This is a genomic window from Nocardia bhagyanarayanae, from assembly GCF_006716565.1.
Taxonomy (GTDB): Bacteria; Actinomycetota; Actinomycetes; order Mycobacteriales; family Mycobacteriaceae; genus Nocardia; species Nocardia bhagyanarayanae.
Genome location: NZ_VFPG01000002.1, coordinates 993,365 through 1,010,857, shown reverse-complemented (window position 1 = coordinate 1,010,857; position 17,493 = coordinate 993,365). Strand labels below are relative to the sequence as shown.

At 70.5% G+C, this 17,493-nt stretch carries 16 protein-coding genes; 4 read left to right on the top strand and 12 right to left on the bottom strand.

The features are described from left to right. The first annotated feature begins 26 nt into the window (after positions 1–26). Complete coding sequence (locus tag FB390_RS31340) at positions 27–362, top strand: transglycosylase family protein (protein ID WP_141812780.1); 336 nt, start codon at positions 27–29, stop codon at positions 360–362. A gap of 66 nt (positions 363–428) precedes the next feature. Here FB390_RS31340 and FB390_RS31335 read toward each other — a convergent pair whose 3' ends face one another. After that, positions 429–917: a pyridoxamine 5'-phosphate oxidase family protein gene (locus FB390_RS31335; protein WP_141812779.1), complete on the bottom strand. Its 489-nt coding sequence runs from the start codon at positions 915–917 to the stop codon at positions 429–431. A 64-nt stretch (positions 918–981) separates the two neighbouring features. On the opposite strand from FB390_RS31335, the gene FB390_RS31330 reads away from it, so the two are divergent. Continuing rightward, complete coding sequence (locus FB390_RS31330; RefSeq protein ID WP_141812778.1) at positions 982–1,950, top strand: helix-turn-helix transcriptional regulator; 969 nt, start codon at positions 982–984, stop codon at positions 1,948–1,950. Positions 1,951–2,059: 109 nt separating this feature from the next. Here FB390_RS31330 and FB390_RS34795 read toward each other — a convergent pair whose 3' ends face one another. Continuing rightward, the gene (locus FB390_RS34795) at positions 2,060–3,619 is read right to left on the bottom strand and encodes an epoxide hydrolase family protein (RefSeq protein WP_342780461.1); all 1,560 of its coding nucleotides are present in this window, start codon (positions 3,617–3,619) and stop codon (positions 2,060–2,062) included. Positions 3,620–3,682: 63 nt separating this feature from the next. Between FB390_RS34795 and FB390_RS33810 the strand changes: the two genes are divergently transcribed. Continuing rightward, a complete protein-coding gene (locus FB390_RS33810) occupies positions 3,683–4,648 on the top strand; it encodes a helix-turn-helix transcriptional regulator (RefSeq protein WP_185757352.1) in 966 nt (321 codons plus the stop codon). A gap of 150 nt (positions 4,649–4,798) precedes the next feature. Here the strand turns inward: FB390_RS33810 and FB390_RS31310 are convergent, their stop codons facing one another. Then, positions 4,799–6,130 carry a type III PLP-dependent enzyme domain-containing protein gene (locus FB390_RS31310; protein ID WP_141812776.1) on the bottom strand — a complete coding sequence of 444 codons (1,332 nt, stop codon included), beginning with the start codon at positions 6,128–6,130 and terminating at the stop codon, positions 4,799–4,801. Positions 6,131–6,236: 106 nt separating this feature from the next. Next, positions 6,237–9,011 carry a phosphoenolpyruvate carboxylase gene (gene ppc / locus FB390_RS31305; RefSeq protein ID WP_141812775.1) on the bottom strand — a complete coding sequence of 925 codons (2,775 nt, stop codon included), beginning with the start codon at positions 9,009–9,011 and terminating at the stop codon, positions 6,237–6,239. Positions 9,012–9,159: 148 nt separating this feature from the next. Here ppc and FB390_RS31300 point away from each other — a divergent pair, with 148 nt between their 5' ends. After that, complete coding sequence (locus FB390_RS31300; RefSeq protein ID WP_185757350.1) at positions 9,160–9,660, top strand: nitroreductase/quinone reductase family protein; 501 nt, start codon at positions 9,160–9,162, stop codon at positions 9,658–9,660. 224 nt (positions 9,661–9,884) lie between these two features. Here the strand turns inward: FB390_RS31300 and FB390_RS31295 are convergent, their stop codons facing one another. The 8 genes from FB390_RS31295 to FB390_RS31260 all read right to left on the bottom strand — a co-directional run bounded on the left by FB390_RS31295 (position 9,885) and on the right by FB390_RS31260 (position 17,454). Further along, positions 9,885–10,421 carry a sugar O-acetyltransferase gene (locus FB390_RS31295; RefSeq protein ID WP_221639466.1) on the bottom strand — a complete coding sequence of 179 codons (537 nt, stop codon included), beginning with the start codon at positions 10,419–10,421 and terminating at the stop codon, positions 9,885–9,887. A 57-nt stretch (positions 10,422–10,478) separates the two neighbouring features. Continuing rightward, positions 10,479–11,054, bottom strand: a complete 576-nt coding sequence (locus FB390_RS31290) for a GTP-binding protein (protein ID WP_141813208.1) — start codon at positions 11,052–11,054, stop codon at positions 10,479–10,481. Positions 11,055–11,082: 28 nt separating this feature from the next. Further along, the gene (locus tag FB390_RS31285; protein ID WP_141812772.1) at positions 11,083–11,523 is read right to left on the bottom strand and encodes a DUF742 domain-containing protein; all 441 of its coding nucleotides are present in this window, start codon (positions 11,521–11,523) and stop codon (positions 11,083–11,085) included. Beyond that, positions 11,520–11,951, bottom strand: a complete 432-nt coding sequence (locus FB390_RS31280; protein ID WP_141812771.1) for a roadblock/LC7 domain-containing protein — start codon at positions 11,949–11,951, stop codon at positions 11,520–11,522. The genes FB390_RS31285 and FB390_RS31280 overlap by 4 nt, the downstream gene beginning before the upstream one ends. Positions 11,952–11,970: 19 nt before the next feature. Next, on the bottom strand, positions 11,971–14,571 hold the full coding sequence (locus FB390_RS31275) for a sensor histidine kinase (RefSeq protein ID WP_246124493.1): 2,601 nt from the start codon (positions 14,569–14,571) through the stop codon (positions 11,971–11,973). A 489-nt stretch (positions 14,572–15,060) separates the two neighbouring features. Beyond that, a complete protein-coding gene (locus FB390_RS31270; RefSeq protein WP_141812770.1) occupies positions 15,061–16,089 on the bottom strand; it encodes a hypothetical protein in 1,029 nt (342 codons plus the stop codon). Positions 16,090–16,139: 50 nt separating this feature from the next. After that, the gene (locus FB390_RS33805; RefSeq protein ID WP_185757348.1) at positions 16,140–16,646 is read right to left on the bottom strand and encodes a PspA/IM30 family protein; all 507 of its coding nucleotides are present in this window, start codon (positions 16,644–16,646) and stop codon (positions 16,140–16,142) included. Between the two features lie 40 nt (positions 16,647–16,686). Then, positions 16,687–17,454, bottom strand: a complete 768-nt coding sequence (locus FB390_RS31260) for an alpha/beta hydrolase (protein WP_141812769.1) — start codon at positions 17,452–17,454, stop codon at positions 16,687–16,689. Positions 17,455–17,493 lie beyond the last annotated feature (39 nt).

Genomic DNA, 17,493 nt, shown 5'->3' with positions numbered 1-17,493 from the left:
CCGGCGGGCGCAGCAAGGAATACCACATGTCTCAGACCCGTAAGTTCAGCACCCGTGCCGCCGCCACCGTTGCCACCCTCGGCGCCCTCGTTGCCGTCCCGTTCGGTCTGGCCACGGCCACCGCTTCCGCCTCCGGCCACAACTGGGACGCTGTCGCCCAGTGCGAGAGCGGCGGCAACTGGTCCACCGACACCGGTAACGGCTTCTCCGGTGGCCTGCAGTTCACGGACAGCACCTGGGCCGCCAACGGTGGCTCCGGCGATCCGTCGAACGCGAGCCGCGAGGAGCAGATCCGCGTCGCCGAGAACGTGCTGGCCACGCAGGGCCCCGGCGCCTGGCCGGTGTGCGGCTCCTACCTCTGAGGGTAACGCCGCTCGCTGAGTGACCTCCCGACGACCCTGTCACCCCCTGGTGACAGGGTCGTCGCGTTATTTGCGCACGACGCGCTCACCCTCGCCCGGTTTCCAGATCGTGATGGCGAGCTGGTCGTCGGCGATCTCCACGCAGGAGGCGCCCGTGAGGTCGGCCACATAGAAGTGGTCGAACTCCTGGCCGCGGATGTCGAAGCCGCTTTCCTCGAACAGATCCTGCGCGAACCGCGCGTGCAGGTCGCGATCCGGCAGATCGGTGACGACGCCGAACAGTTTCGCGTCGCCGTCGCCGACCATCGTGTCGACGGTCGCGGTATGCAGGCAGAACCGCGGGTCGCGGCCGAGGTCCTTGAACTTGGTCGTGCCCGGCATGCCGACGATGACCAGCATGCCCTCGAAGAACCTGGGCTCCACCGGACTGATCCGCGGCGAACCGTCGGCGCGGAGCGTGGCCAGCATGCACAGGTTGCCGGTCGCTTTGTGGCGGCGGCGGAAGACGGTCGAGATCTTCGGCGCTTCTTCGGTGAACTCCGTCCAGAAAGTCATGGCGGAGACGCTACGCGCGAAACTTGACAGAACGCGTCAAGGTTTTGGGGATAATCTTCGGGGCATGCGAGCGAGTCGACTGGTGCAGCTGCTGTTGCTGCTGCAGACCAGGGGGCGGATCTCCGCGCCCGAGCTGGCGGCCGAGCTGGAAGTGTCCGTCCGCACGGTGTACCGCGACGTCGAGGCGCTCTCCGCGGCGGGCGTTCCCGTCTACAGCGAGCCGGGCCGCGGCGGCGGTGTCCGGCTGGTCGACGGCTATCGGACCCGGCTGACCGGCCTCACCTCGGAGGAAGCCGACGCGGTGCTGCTGGCCGGTCTGCCCGACGCTGCGGCCGACCTCGGGCTCGGCACCGTGCTGGCCACCGCTCAGCTGAAAGTGCTCGCGGCGCTGCCGCCGGAACTGCGCGGCCGGGCGACCCGGATCGCCGAACGGGTGCACATCGACGCGCCCGGCTGGTTCCACCGCCCCGAGGAGACGCCGACCCTGGCCGTCATCGCCGACGCACTCTGGCACGACCGCAGGCTCGACGTCCGCTACGGACGCAAGGACCGCGAGGTGCGGCGGCTGCTCGACCCGCTCGGGCTGGTGTCCAAGGCGGGCACCTGGTACCTCGTGGCGCGCCACGGCGCCGACATCCGCTCCTATCGGGTGAGCCGGATCCTCGATGCCGTGCCGACCGGCGATTTCTTCGTCAGGCCGGACGATTTCGAGCTGGCCGCGCACTGGGCGTCGGCGCAGCACGAGTTCGCGCGGTCGATGCTGCGGGTGCGGGCGCGCTGCCGGATCGACGCGCGGCACGTGCGCCTGCTGCGGCTCGGCCTCGAACCCGCCGCGGTCGCCGAGGCGATGGCCTCGATGGGCGAACCGGACGCGGCCGGCTGGGTGGTCGTCACCCTGGCGGCGGAATCGTATCCGGTGCTGGCGCACGGGATTCTGCCGCTCGGCGAGTACGCCGAGATCCTCGATCCGCCGGAGCTGCGCGCGCAGCTGGCGCGGACGGCGGCGGCGATGGCGCAGAGATATTCCAGGTGATCGAGCGCCGACCGACGTGGGCACGACCTGACGTGAGCGTTGCCGCGAACCTGGAATCCGCGGCGGCGTTCCCGCAGACCTCGAAGGACTGCGGGAACGCGGCGTCGGGTCAGCGCAAGGTGCGGAAGAAGGCGCGAACGTCCTCGGTCAGCAGGTCCGGCGCTTCCATGGCGGCGAAGTGGCCGCCGCGGTCGAATTCGGTCCAGCGGACGATGTTGTGCTGCTCCTCGGCAATCTTGCGGATGGACAGGTCGCCCGGGAAGATCGCCGCGGCGGTCGGGACGCCGGAGTTCTTCGCCGCGCCGCCCCACGCCTCGCCCTCGCCGTAGAGCCGGATCGAGGAGGCGAACGTCCCGGTGAACCAGTACAGGCTGACGTTGGTGAGCAGCGCGTCGCGGTCCACCGCGTCCTCGGGCAGCTCGATGGCCGGGTTGGTCCAGCGCTGGAACATGTCCACGATCCAGGCCAGCATGCCAGCGGGCGAATCGTGCATGCCGATGGCCAGGGTCTGCGGGCGGCCCGCCTGCACCATGGCGTAGCCGAAGCGGGTGAAGCTTTCCTCGCCGGTCAGCTTCTCCAGCTTCGCCTGATCCTCGGGGCTGTACCCGGACTGCCCGCCGCTCTCCGCACCGCCCCACGACTGGTCGCCGCTCTCGGCGGCCCCCGAGGATTCCGCGCTCACGTCACGCCCCGCACCACCGTCGCCGCCCCACGACTGGTCGCCGCCCTCTCCCCCGGACTGCGCGCTCCCTCGGCCGCCCGCATCACCAGCGCTGCCCGCGCGCGTCCCATCGGCCGGCAACTGGTCGCCGACCGCAGCCGCACCTCGGGATTGTGTGCCCACGCCACCGCTCGCGCCACTAGCGCTGCCCACGCCTTCTGTACCGCTCCACGACTCGGCGCCGCCCTCGGCCCCACTCGTGGACTGCGCGCCGCCCGCCGCTGCGGACTCGCCGCCCTCGGCCGGACCCCAGGACTGCGCGCCGCCCTCCGAGGACTCTCCACCTTCGCCGCCCCACGACTCGGCGTCCCACGACGGGATCGTGATCGGGCCGTTGACGTGGATGCCGACGACGTGGTCGGTCGCGATGCGTCCCAGTTCGGTCGAGACGAAGTACCCGGCGTCGCCGCCCTGCGCGCCGTAGCGGTCGTAGCCGAGGCGCGCCATCAGCTTCGCGACCACCTGCGCGTAGTGCTCGGTGGATCCCTCGCCCACCTTCGATCCGACGCCGGAGAAGGCGAAACCGGGCAGCGACGGGACGACCAGGTGGAACGCGTCCGCGGGGTCGCCGCCGTGCGCGCGCGGATCGCTGAGCGGACCCAGGACGTCGAGGAACTCGACGAAGGTGGCGGGCCAGCCGTGGCTCAGCACCAGCGGCAGCGCGTCCGGCTCGGGCGAGCGCACGTGCAGGAAGTGCACCTGTTCGCCGTCGATCTCGGTGACGAACTGCGGCAGCTCGTTGAGCCTCGCCTCCGCGGCGCGCCAGTCGTAACCGGTGCGCCAGTACTCGGCCAGCGGCTTCAGGTAGGAGACCGGCATGCCCTTGTCCCAGCCGACGCCCGGGAGTTCGTCGGGCCAGAGAGTGTCGGCGAGGCGGGCGTGCAGCCGGTCGATCCGCGCCTGCGGGATCTCGATGCGGAAGGGGCGAATGTCCTGTTCGGTCGTCATGCGAACGACGGTAGGAACGGCTTAGGACAGTTCCATTCCTAAGCATCTGGCATTCTCGAAATCATGTTGGAGACCTCGGCGCGCCTGCTGAAACTGCTCGCGCTGCTCCAGACGCACCGCGACTGGACCGGCGCGGAACTCGCCGAGCGCCTCGCCGTCACGGGCCGGACGATCCGCCGCGACGTGGATCGACTGCGCGAACTCGGCTATCCGGTGCACGCCACCCGCGGCACGGCGGGCTACCGGCTGGGCGCGGGCGCCTCGCTGCCGCCGCTACTGCTCGACGACGAAGAGGCCATCGCCGTCGCGGTCGGGTTGCGCGGCGCGTCCGACGGCACAGTCGCGGGCATCGAGGAGGCCGCGTTGCGGGCGCTGTCCAAGCTGGAGCAGGTGCTGCCGCCACGCCTGCGCCACCGCGTGCGCACCTTGCGCGCGGCCACCGTTCGAGTCGGCGCGCCCGCGGCGACGGTGGAGCCGGACACCCTGATGGCCATCGCCGACGCCTGCCAGCGCCGGGAGCGCCTGCGCTTCGACTACCGGGCGCACGACGGCGCGACGGCGGTACGGGACGTGGAGCCGCACGGTCTCGTGCACTTCAGCCGCCACTGGTATCTGGTCGCCTGGGATGTGGCGCGCGCCGACTGGCGCACCTTCCGGGTGGATCGGCTGACCCCGCGCGTCCCCCCCGGCCCGCGCTTCACACCGCGCGAACTGCCGGAAGGCGATGCGGCGGCCTATCTTTCGATGCGGTTGTCGTCGCGCGCCTGGCCCTGTCGCGCGACCGTGCTGCTGCACGCTTCGGCCGAGGTCGCCGGTCCACAGGTCTGGCCTGGCATGGGTGTCGTCGAGGCCGTGGACGAGCACAGCTGCCGTCTGCACATCGGCGCGGACACCCCGGAGGCGCTGACCTGGATGATCACCTCCGTCGACCTCGACTTCAGGCTGCTCGATGGCCCGCCCGAGTTGGTCACCGCCCTGCGCGCCCAGGCGGCGCGATGCACGGCAGCCCTACGCGACTTTCCCGTCTGATCATCCGCGGCAGGTCGACGGGTCCAGTCCCCAATCGGCGCCGGACTCACCGCGACGACGCGCATCAGTGGGCAAGCCCCGCAGTCTATTTCGACCTCGAACACGCGCTGCGCCGCCTGCTGCGGGCGCTGTCGTCTCGACGTGGGGCAGTCAGAAGAAGGTGTGCACCAGGTCGACCACGCGCGGACGCGCGGCGTCGGCGTCGGCGACGACCGGGATCAGCCGCCATTTGTCGAAGGCCGTGCACGGGTGGGAGAGGCCGAGCCGCACCACCGAGCCGACGGGCAGGTCGTCGGCCGCGGCGGCGGGTACACGCACGAAGGCGTGCTGATCGTTGAGCGCGCCGACCGTCGCGCCAGGCGGCAGCGGAGACCCCGAAACGAGTTGCGGGACAGGAAGTCCCAGATCGTATGGCAGGTCGCGCTTGCCGGCGTCGAGCAACGCGAGCTCCGGCTCCGGCCGGGAGAGGGTGCGGGCCCAGCCGTGCATCGCAGCGCGCAACGGCCGGTCCGCGCGGTCGGCCGCGAGCGGGGAGATGCCCGCGTAGAAGCCGTCGTCGTGGATCAGGTAGGCGCCTGAACGCAGCACCACCGTGGTCGGAACACCTTGCGCGCCTTGCTCCTCCGCGAGTCCGGCCAGATGCTCGACGACCAGGTCCGGATAGGCGCTGCCGCCCGCGGTGACGATCGCGCGGCCGGGATAGCGCCCGCCGTGCGCGAATTCGCGGTGCAGCCGGGCGAGCTCGTCCAGGTAGCGGTTGACAGCGGCGAGGCCGTCCGCGCCGCGGTCGTGGGCCAGCGCGGCCTCGTAGCCGCCGACACCGGCCAGCGTCAGGCGGCGCGAACGCCGGACCGCGTCGGCGATCGCGTGCGCGTCCTCGACCCGGCGCACTCCCGTGCGTCCGCCCGGACCACCCAGCTCGACGACGACAGCGATGCGAACATCGGGCGCGTCCGCCAGCGCCTCGTCCATCAGCGCGACGGCGGCGACGTCGTCCACCCAGCAGTAGAACTCGAAATCGGCGTCGCGGGCCAATTCCGTTGCCACCCAGCGCAACCCGACCGGATCGAGCAGGGCGTTGGCCAGCACGACGCGCGACACACCGAAGGCGCGGGCCAGCTGCACCTGCCAGACGGTGGCCAGCGTGATGGCCCAGCAACCGGCGGCCAGCTGCTCGGACCACAGCTGCGGCGCCATGGTCGTCTTGCCGTGCGGGGCCAGGCGCACACCCGCCGCGTCCGACCAGTCGGCCATCACCGACAGGTTGGCCGTCATCGCAGCTCGGTCCAGGGTCAGCAGCGGCGTCTGGAACTCGTCCAGGAACGGCTCGGTCGCCAGGAACTCGTGCACGGTGCGCCCCCACGCCGCGGGCGGCAGCCCTTTGTGTTCCGGACCCAGCACACGATCATGCAGGGCGGCAACGGCTTTCCCGTCGATCGCCACGACGCTCCTTCCCGCGGACCCGCACCTCGGAATCCGCATCATCCCGGCCTGCGCCGGACCGTCGGTGTCCGCGCGAAGCGGGTGACGTCGGCGCGCCCACCTCGCCACGAAACGGCCGGGGGGCGTTCGGCCGAGGCCATCGTGTCTACCCCGAATTGCGCAGCGCGGTCGCCAGGCCGTTCATCGTCAGCAGGATGCCGCGTTTCACCAGCTCGGAGTCGTCGCCCGCGCGCAGCCTGCGCAAGAGCTCGACCTGCATCTGGTTGAGCGGCTCCAAGTACGGGAAGCGGTTGTGGATGGATTCCGCCAGCGACGGGTTGTCGGCGAGCAGTTGCTCGTGGCCGGTGATGGCGGCGTGCATGCGCAGGGTCCTGGCGTGCTCCTCGCGGATCATCCCGAAGATCTGCTCGCGCAACGCGGCGTCGTCGACCAATTCCGCGTAGCGCGCGGCGATGTCGAGATCGCTCTTGGCCATCACCTGCGCCAGGTTGGACAGCACCGTACGAAAGAACGGCCAGCGCCGGTACAGATCCGACAGCGTCGCGAGCCGTTCCGGATCGCCGCCGACCCACTCCTCGAGCGCGGCCCCGGTGCCGTACCAGCCGGGCAGCATCACCCTGGCCTGGCTCCAGGACATCACCCAGGGGATGGCGCGCAGGTCGGCCACCGAATTGGTGGGTTTGCGGGAGGCGGGCCTGCTGCCGATGTTCAGATCGCCGACCTCCGAGACCGGCGTCGATTGCCGGAAATACTCGACGAAACCGGGTGTCTCGTGCACCAGCCGCGAGTACGCGGCGCGGGCTCGCGCCGCGAGATCGTCCATCAGCTCGTAGGACGGCTCGGCGTCGGCTCCGAGTCCCTCGACGTCCAGCAGCGTCGACTCCAGGGTTCCCGCGATGAGCGACTCCAGATTGCGATGCGCCGCACCGGGTTCGGCGTACTTCGCGGCGATCACCTCGCCCTGCTCGGTGAGCCGCAGCGAACCGTGCACCGCGCCCGCGGGCTGGGCGAGGATGGCGTCGTAGCTGCGGCCGCCGCCGCGACCCACGGTGCCGCCGCGACCGTGGAAGAGCCGCAACCGAATTCCCGCCTTGCGTGCGACGTCGACCAGGTCCAGCTCCGCGCGATACAGCGCCCAGTTCGCGGCCAGATACCCGCCGTCCTTGTTGGAATCGGAGTAACCGAGCATGACCTCCTGCCGCATTCCCTTGGCGGCCACCAGTTCTCGGTACACCGGCACCTCGAGCGCCGCGGCGAGCGTGTCCGCGCCCGCCCGCAGATCCTCGATCGTCTCGAACAGCGGGACGATGTTCACCGAGCAGTGCGGCGGGCCGTCCGGCTCGCCGGGATCGAGCAGGCCGCCCTCCTTTAGCAGCAGCGCCGCCTCCAGCATGTCGCTGACCGAGGTGCACATGCTGATGATGTAGTTCGGCACGGCCTCCGCGCCGAAGGTGTCGACGACGTCCTTGGCGGCACGCATGATGGCGACCTCGCCCGCGGCCAGGTCGCTCAATCGGGCGTGCGGGCCCAGCAGCGGTCGCCGGGTGCGCAGTTCGGCGGCGAGCAGGTCGACCCGCTCGTGCTCCGGCAAGCTCTGGTAGTCGGCGTGCACGCCCGCCCAGGCGAGCAGTTCGGCGACGACCTGCTCGTGCACCTCCGAGTTCTGCCGCATGTCCAGGCCTTGCAGGTGGAAGCCGAAGGTCTCGACGGCGTGGCGCAGGGCCGCGAGCCGGTCGTCGGCGAGCAGGCCGTCGCCGGTGGCCCGCATCGAGGCGTCGATGGCGTCCAGGTCGTCGAGCAGGGCGCGCGGTGTGGGATACGGCGAGGCGTCGGAGTCCGCGATCCCGTCGGCGGGCGGCGCACCGAGCGCGGCGGTCGCCGTGGCCGTCAGGCGGGCCCGAATGGCATGCAGCGCACGGCGATACGGTTCGTCGGCGTGCGGGGCCGGATCCGGATAGCCCGCTGCGGCGAGCGCTGCCACCTCCGGGGTCACCTGGACCAGGCGCGCGGATTGCGCCAGCGTCTTCTCGAGCTCGACCAGGTCGCGCAGGTAGCGGCCGAACGCCACCGCCGAGGCCTGCGTGGCCGCGTGCCGGACGACGTCCGCGGTGACGTAGGGGTTGCCGTCCCGGTCGCCGCCGATCCAGGAGCCGGGCCGCAGGATCGGGCGGGTCAGCAGGTCGGCGCCGGGCCAGCGGGAGCGCAGCGCGGCGCGCACCTCGGCGTTGATCGCGGGGATCACGTCGAGCAGGGTCAGCTCGTAGTAGCGCAGACCGACGGCGATCTCGTCCTGAATCCGCAAGCGCGCCAGACGGATCAGGGCCGTGCGCCACAGCGAGAGCACCTGGCGGCGGATGCGCAGCTCGAGGTCGGCGCGCTCCGGTTCGGTCTCGGCGTAGCGCTGGCGGCGGCGCATCAGCTCGGTGATCTTGGTCTGCCCGTCGAACACGGTGCGGCGGCGGGTCTCGGTGGGGTGCGCGGTGATCACCGGCGAGACCAGCGCGTCGGTGAGCAGGTCGGCGACCTCCGCGCCGTCCAGCGCGGCGGCGTCCAGCTTGCGGTAGGTGGCGGCCAGCGAGGAGTCCTGCGGCGGTTCCCCGGCGCCGGTGTGCACGGCGCGGCGGCGATCGCGCTGGATGTCCTCGGCAAGGTTGGCCAGCAGCACGAAATAGGTGAAGGCGCGGATCAGCGGCAGCGCCACCGCGATGTCGACGCCGTGCAGCATCTCCGCGACGGCGCTGCGCCCGACCTCCTCGCGCCGCACCCGGAACGCCTCGATGCGGACCCGCTCGATCAGGTCGAAGACCTCGGGGCCCTCGTGATCACGGATGGTGTCGCCGAGCACGCCACCCAGGAACCGGATGTCGTCGCGCAGCGGCCGGGTCGCGTCCTGTTCGGTCTCGATCCGCGGTTCGGTCATGGCATCGACCCTACTGCCGGTTTCCACCGAACGACGCGTCGGACGTGCCAGGATCACACTCCCGCGCACCCTCCGCGCCGGCGCCGAGACACCAAGGAATCGCGCCGGTAACCTGAGCGGCACAACGGCGCCGAACCCGAGGATTCCCATGGCCGAACGATCCGACGGCGGACCCGCCGGGCTCAGCCGCACCGGCCGGTTCGCCCACTTCGGTTCCACCAGGTTGACCACGATCAGCAAGTGGCATGGCCGCCTGCACAGTCGGCTCTACGCCCGCTTCGGCGGCACCAGGTTCGGCAAGTGGCTGGGGCGGCCGGTCTTCCAGCTGACCGTGCCGGGGCGCAAGACCGGCCGGCCGCGTTCGGTGGTTCTGATGTACATCCCGGACGGCGACGATCTGCTGGTCAGCGGCTCGTTCGGCGGACATCCCAAGCCGCCCAACTGGTGGGGCAATCTCCTCGCGGCGGGCGGCGGGCAGGCGCGCGTCGGTCACGAGTCCTGGCCGGTGACCGCGCGGGTCGTGACCGACGACGACGAATACGCGGCGCGCTGGAGGGTGATGGTCGCCCACTATCCGGATTTCGTCACCTATCAGGCGCTCAGCCCTAGGCGACTGCCGATCGCGGTGCTCAGCCGCGCCGCGGAGTGATCGGCCGCTACCGATCTCCGGCCGTTGCCGGGCCTCAGCGACTTGCAGCGGCGGCAGCGGTGGTCAGCTGCCGATCGCGAGGTGCAGCAGCAGCGGATGTCGGCGACGTAGGCGGTGGATAACCGCAGCTTCGGGCAGCAGCAGCGACGGCTCGGGTGGCGGCGGACGGCCCGGCCATGTCGGCGGCGAGCACCGGCGGCTTCGGCGGGTAGGGACAGCGGGCTCTAGAGCGTGCGAATCACCCGTGCCGGGTTGCCCGCCGCGAACACTCCGTCGGGCAAGTCGCGCGTCACGACGCTGCCCGCCCCCACCACCGTGTTGGCGCCCACCGTGACGCCGGGGCACACGATGACGCCGCCGCCGAACCACACGTTGTCGCCGATCGTGATCGGGGCCGCGGACTCCCAGCGCTGCCGCCGCGCCTCGTGGTCGGTCATCGGATGAAGGGCGGTGAGCAGCTGACAGCGCGGGCCGATGGAGACGTCGTCGCCGATGGTGATGGGCGCGCAGTCGAGCAGGATGGCGTCGTAGTTGAGGAAGCTGTTGGCGCCGATCTCGATGAGATAGCCGTAGTCGCACTGGAACCGGGGCATGATCCAGGACCCCTCCCCCAGCTTGCCGAGCAACTCGCGCAGCACCTGCTCGCGCCGCGCGGTCTCGTCCGGGGCGGTCCTGTTGAACTCGTCGCACAGCGACTGCGCGCGCCGCCGCTCCGCGACCAGCTCCGGATCACTGTCCTTGTACAACTCCCCGCGCAGCATCCGCTGCTTGTGCTCGCCCACGCGGACAACGCTAGCCGAGCGGCGCGCCCGGCCGCCTCAGCCGACCTCGCGCGCCGCCAGGTGCGGCGCCGACAGGCGGTGCAACAGCACCTGCTCCAGCAGTCCGACGAGCACCTCCTTGACCGAATCACGCTGGCGCGCATCGCATTCCAGGATCGGAATCCAGTCGTCGAGCCCCAGCGCCTCGCGCACCTCGTCGAGCTCGAAGCGCGGGCCGTGCTCGAAACGGTTCACCACGACGACGAACGGGGTGTGGTGCTCCTCGAAGTAGTCCAGCACCGGATAGCAGTCCTCGACGCGATCGGTGTCCACCACGATCACCGCGCCGAGAGCGCCGTCCACCAGGTCGTCCCAGAGGAAGACGAACCGGTCCTGGCCCGGCGTGCCGAACAGGTACAGGATGAGCGAGCTGTCCAGCGTGATGCGGCCGAAATCGAGCGCCACGGTGGTCTGCGTCTTGTCCGCGTGGTGGCCGGGATCGTCGACGCCGACCGCCACCTCGGTCATGGCGGCCTCGGTGACCAACGGCTCGATCTCGGAGATGGCCCCGATGAACGTGGTCTTCCCGACGCCGAAACCGCCGCTGACGACGATCTTCACCGACGAGGGCATGGCCGGTTGGGCGGGCGGAACCCGCAAGTCAGAGTGCCCGTACAAGATCCCTGATCCTCTCGATGGCTGCGGTGGAGAGTTCCGGGGCGTCGCGGACGGTGACCTGGCCTGCGGTGACGAGATCGCTGACGATCACCTTCGCGACGCCCACCGGCACCCGCAGCGCGGTGCCGATCTCGGCGATGGAATGCGGATGCTGACACAGCACCACCACGGTGCGCTGTTCGAAGCGCAGCGGGGCCGAGAGCGCGGCGGGCGGCGCCTGCACCAGGGTTTCGATACGCAAACCGTCCAGCAACGGGGTGGTGCGCCCCGCGGTGACGACGAACGGACGCACGAAAGCGTCCGCGTCGGAGGTCGGTTCGGCCGGACGGGTCGGTGCGGGACGGTTCGGATCGAACCACCCGAAGGACTGGGTCACCGGGATCATCCGCGGGTCCGGCAGCCGCGGCCGGTCTGGATCTCTCATCTGCGCAACGTCTCTCGCAGCTGGGAGATCAACGCCGGATCGAGCAGCGCGCCCGCGCGTTCGGCGAGCACCGCCATCTCGTAGCCGACCAGTCCGACGTCGCAGCCGCCCTCGGCGATCACGCCGAGGCAGCTGCCGTCGCCGAGCGCGGAGACCAGCAGAAAACCGCGCTTCATCTCGATCATGATCAATTTCAGGCCGTCGAATTCGTAACTGCGCGAGGCGCTCTTGGCCAGGCTGGCCAGACCCGACACCATGGCGGCCAGCCGGTCCGCCCCGGTGCGGTCGAGTCCCTCCGACATCGCGATGAGCAGGCCGTCGGAGGAGACCGCGACAGTGTCGCGGACACCGTCGGTGTTGCGGACGAAATTGCCGAGCAGCCAGTTGAAAGTGTGCGGGTCGGCGGTCGGTTGCAGGTGTGTGGTCACGGGCTCCCCTTTACGGTGGTCATTGCTCTACGGTGCTCTGGGCCAGATTTGCTGTGCGCGTGGTGTTGTCGGCCGGGTTCGCGGCGGGAACGGCGCATTGATGTCCGGTGCGGAACGCCGACAACATGCCGCGCACCTCTTCCGGCGATCGCTCGACAGCTGGTGCGGCGGGCGGGCGGGGCGCGGAGGGACGCTGCGCCGGGACAGCTTCGGCGGAGCGAGTGCGCTTGGTGCGCTTGACGAGTCCATTGCGGGTGCGCTGCACCGCGGGCAGCGCGTCGCCGGGTGCGGCGTGGAACCACGGGGACTCGCCGACGTGCGCGGGCCTGGCCGCAGTACCGGATTCGCGGCCGTTCCTAGGGGACGTGCCGCGGGCATGGTGATCGCCGCTCGACCCCGGCCCACGTCCCACGGCCGCATCGAGCCGTGCGTGCGACCCGGCGGACAGTGCCCGACCCGAGCGGAATTCGTCTGCCGCGCCGATAGTTTCGATCGGCGGCAACTGTGTGTGCGATGCGGGCGTCGGTGTGTGCGATGCGGGCGTCACAGCTCGGCGTCCGTCGTCGGTCCCGCCGACGCCGTGCGCGCGGAATTCCAGTGTCGTACGCGACGACTCGGTGAGTGAGCCGGACGCGGACTGTCGCGGGCCGGAAGGCGGCTGAACACCCGATGCCGCGCGCTCGTCGGCTGAACCGAATCCACCAGTGGTGCCGTCGGGTTCGACAGTGGAGCCGACCGCATCCCGTTCCGGGCTGCCGCCGTCCGGCATCGCGTGCTGATTCCGCTGTCCGCCGAGAAGTTCCGTGGGCAACAGCAGCCGGGCCACGATGCCGCTGACGGGAGCGACCGTCAGTTCGACGTCGATGCCGAGCCTTCGGGCCAGCCTGCCCACCACGTAGTGCCCGAGGTAGCGCGTCGGGGCGACCAGGAAGTCGCGGTCGCCGCGCAGGCGGGCATTCGCCTCGGCCAGCTGGTCGGGGGGCAGGCCGACGCCGTGGTCGACGACCGCGAGCAGGTAGCCGCCGGGCAGCTTCCTGCCGTAGATCTCGACCTCCAGATCCGGTGGGGAGAAGGCGAGTCCGTTCTCGATCAGCTCGGCGAGCATGTGCGCCAGCTCACTGACGATCGCGCCCGTGATGGAGACGTCGTCGATGCGGCGCAGCACGACCCGGCGGTAGTCGTCGACCTCGGACAGGCCCGCGCGGATCACATCGGTGAGCGCGATCGGTTCGGCCCAGCGCCGCGGGCTGCCCTCGCCGACCAGCACCAGCAGACTCTCCGCGTTGCGGCGCATCCGGGTGGCGAGATGATCGAGTTCGAACAGATTCGACAGCGCCTTCGGATCCAGTTCCTCGCGCTCGAATTCGCTGATCAACCCGAGCTGACGGCGCACCAGATTCTGGTTGCGGCGGGCCAGGTTCGCCATCGACTCCGTGCTGTTGCGGCGTAGCAGCGCCTGTTCCGAGGAGAGGTCGTAGGCCGTGGCCTGCACCCGGTCCAAAGCGGCTGCGACGGCGGCGATCTCGGCCGCGGCGCCAGGCGGCGTCCGTACCGGCTGCGGACGCGGCGGCTGGGTATCCCCGCCGGCGTGCCATGCGGCGACCACCTCGGGCAGCCGCCGCCCCGCCACGTCGTCGGCCTCGGCGGCGAGCGCGGCCAGCGGACGGACGATGGCGCGCACGCCCGCCACCACCAAGGCGATCTCGATCGCGATCGCGAGCAGCGCAGCGATCAGGAACCCGGCCAAGGTCAGCGCTGCTCCCTGACGCAGGTCGTTCGCGCGCTGGCGCACCGCGTCGCCGACCGCTTGCTGCACGGCGCGCTGCTCATCGATGACGGCCGTCATCTGCGCCCACCAGCCGCTCGGATCCACCGGACGGACCAGCGGGCCCGCACTGGAATCGATGGCGACGCGCTCGGATTCGGCTGCCCGCGTCGCGTCCTCGCCCCGCATCGCGGTGTCGAGCAGATCCCGCTGCGCGACGGTGGCGTCGCGCGCGAACGCGGCGAGACCTGCCGACTTGGCGGCCCGGATGTCGAGGAACTGGACGTACTCGCCGGCCTCGAAACCGTCGGCGGCGAACACCCCGTTGAGGAAGCCGCGCTCGCGCGCCGTCTGCTCCTTCGCCTCGCCGAGCGAGTACAGCGCGAGCAGACCGTGCCGTACCTCGGCGTCACGGGCCTGGTCGAGGCCGAGTCGCGGACGGTTCAGCGCGTCGATGGCGTCGGTGTAGAACTGGAACGCGGCCGCCCGGCCGATACGGCCCGCGTCGACTTGGGCGCGGACCGCGGGCAACCCGGCGAGCTGGCCGATCGCGGCCCGTATCTCACCCGAACCCGCTGGCGCGCCCGATAATTCGGCTTCGAGCGCGCGCAGCGCGCGGTCGGTCGCCGCGCGCTGGTCCGCGACGGCCTGCCGCAACCGGACGTCGCCGCCGAGCAGGCCGTTGCTCAGACCGCGCTCGCGCTGCGCCTCGTGCAGCAGATCCTGCACCACCAGGGTGAGCGAGACGGCGGCCACCGTGTCGCCGCTGCGCTGGTACGACCGGACCTCCCTGGCGAGGGTTATGCCGAGCAGCGCGAGCACCAGGGTCAGTGAGACGGCCAGGATTCTCGCCAATCGGCCCCGAATGGTGCGTGGCCGAACTATTCTTCCGACACCGACCGGTTCCGGAGTGGCGGCCGAAGCCGTCACCGCGCCGCTTGCCTGCGGCCTCGAACGCACACGCACCACCCCGCTCCTCGCGAACTGCGACCGCGACAGTTCGAGATCGAACGCGCGGAATCAGGAGCAAGCTGTCACAGGCCGCAGGCGGTGTCAACGCGAAAATCAGGCAAATCGGACGCGAGCAGCCATTCTAAACACGCTGGTAATCCAGTATTTTCGCGGTTTCGATCCGCTCACACCGGGCCGCACGCGACGGTGACCGCGTTGCGGGTGAAGCGCACCACAATCAGCGGCTTCGAGAACCGTACCGACGACGTCGAATACCGAGCCCTCGCCTTCGAATACCCGCGACGGCACCTTCGAAACCGCGTCGGCATGATCGAAAACCGCACCGCCACTGCCGAACACCGCTTCAGCGGCTCGGAAACGCCGGCCGAGTCCTCAGCCGCGCGCGTCGGCGAGAATCCCCAGCACCGCGTCCGAGGTGTAGAACGGCTCGAGCCGCTCGCGGATCAGCTTGGCCAGCAGGCCGTTTCGCTTCGCGCCCTCGATCACCGCGGGACCGTAGCGCAGGATCTCGGTGGCGATGTCGTCGCCGGAAAGGCCCAGTTCCGGCAGCATGGCCGCGAGGGTGTAGTCGCCGTACTTGGCGTAGAACACCTCGACGCACTCCTCGACGAGCAGGCCGAAGTACTCCTTCTCGCGGGTGGTCACGGCGATCTCGTAGCAGAGCAGCACGATTTCGTTGAGATCCTTCTGGGTCAGGTACTCACGCAGGCCGCTGACCGGCTCGTCGGCGTGCAGGTCCCAGAACTCCATGGCGGCCGAGTGCACGGGCGCGTCGCGCAGCATCTCGCGGATGGCGTTGTTGGTGCGCTTCAGCGCGAACATCGCGCCCTTGCCCGCCAGGTCACCGACGAAGGTGCCGTCGGCGGCCTTCTTGGCGCGGTTGGCGGCCGACTGACCCAGCGACATCAGCGAGGAGACGCCGGGGATCTTCTCGGCGCGCTCCCGGTTGGCCTGCATGAAGTCGTTGATCAGCTTGTCGACGAACTTCGAGGCCACGGTGGCGACCAGCGGGCTCTCGGTGAGCCGGTCCAGGATCCGCTCCTGGGCTTGATGCATGCCGAGAATCTTCTCCAGCAGCGCCTCCACCGGTTCCCGCTCGACCACCTCGCCGAGGGTGTAGTCGTGATTGGCGGCGATGTTGTCGTAGATCGAGTCCGCGAACACCCCGACCATGTCGGCCAGCACGGGACTGCCGCCGATCAGATCGACGACCGTCGCGACCGTCTGCTTCGCTTGGTCGAGCTCCACGACTTCACGGAACAGGAGCGTGTCGGCGACGCCCAGCACCGCCTCGACATCGCGGGCGACGACCTCGGCGAAACGGTCGCCGGTCACCTCGGCAAGCAGGAAATCCACCTGGGCATCCAGCAGCCGTTCGGCGATCTCACGCGGCTCGCTCATCGAAATTCCACCCATTCGTTCTCGGTCCGGCACGGTCGGACCAGCGCGGGTCAGCCCGCGTCGTTGCCGCGCAGCGATTTCCGTATCTGGTCCAGACGTTCCCGCGCGGCCTTCTCGCGCGCGGCGAAGCGTTCGTCGGCGCTGCGGCCCGCCGGGGTCTGCCGGTCGAGCTCACCCATCCCCTGCGCAGTGCCGAAGCGCTGCTCGACCTTATCGCGAACCGACTCGAAAGTAGGCACCCCGGATGGCGAATATCCGCCGGTCTCGGGCGGTGTGGTGATACCGGTCGGTTGAACCGGTACCGCCGGTACCGGGAAACCGCCTCCGACCTGCCCGGATGCCGACGCTTCCGCGACGCCGTCATAGACGGAAGCTCTGGAGGTGTCAGGACTCACATCTGGCCCGGAAACGGCATCAGTCGCTCCGATCAGCTCGTCCAGCGCCGCGCGGACGGCCCAGAACGTCGAGCGCCCCTCCACCGCGGCGCGCAACGTCGCCGCCAGTTCCGCGTCCGGCAGCGCGGCGAGCCGCGCGAGTATTTCTCTCGTATCACTCATAACGCCAGGCTACGCACCGGAACAGACCGCTCACTCGGTTCTATTCGGCGAGCACCTCCGTCGCCCAGGCCCGCAAGGTGGCGGGCCATTCGGCGCCGAGCAGCGCGATGAGATCGTTGTGCCCGCCGCCCGGCACCACCACGAGCCGCTTCGGTTCGCGCGCGGCGGCGTACAACCGTTCGGCATTGCGCAGCGGCAGCAGTTCGTCGCGGTCGCCGTGCATGATCAGCACCGGCGCGGTGAGGCCGGCGATCCGCCGCAGGTTCGGGTATGCGTCGGGGATCAGCGGGCGCGGCAGGAACGGGTAGATCGACCCGGCCGCGTCGCGGATGCCGGTGAAGGTCGACATCAGCACCAACCCGGCGGGCGGGTGCGCCTCGGCCAGCTCGAGCAGCACGCCGCCGCCCAGCGACTTGCCCAGGTACAGCACCCGATTCGGGTCCACCTCCGGCCGGGCGAGCAACGCGGTGCGCGCCGCACGCGCGTCGAGGTAGGTGCCGTGTTCGCTGGGTCGTCCGGTGCTGCGGCCGTAGCCGCGGTAGTCGAAGGCGAGCACGTCGAAGCCCGCGGCGACCAGCAGCGCGAAGATCGCGACCCGGTCGCCGAGGTTGCCCGCGTTGCCGTGCGCGAAGAGGACGTGCCCGATCGAGCGCGGCGCGGGCAGCCACCAGGCGTGCAGGGTCTCGCCGTCGTCGGTGCGCGGGGAGAGATCGGTGTAGTCGAGGCCGACCGCGGCGGGCGTCTGCAGGATCTGCCGCTCCGGCAGGTAGGTCAGCGCGTTGAGGATCCGAGCCGCGGGGTGTCGCATGTGGACGTTCTTACCCCGCCCGGCCCGGGTGAGTCGGCC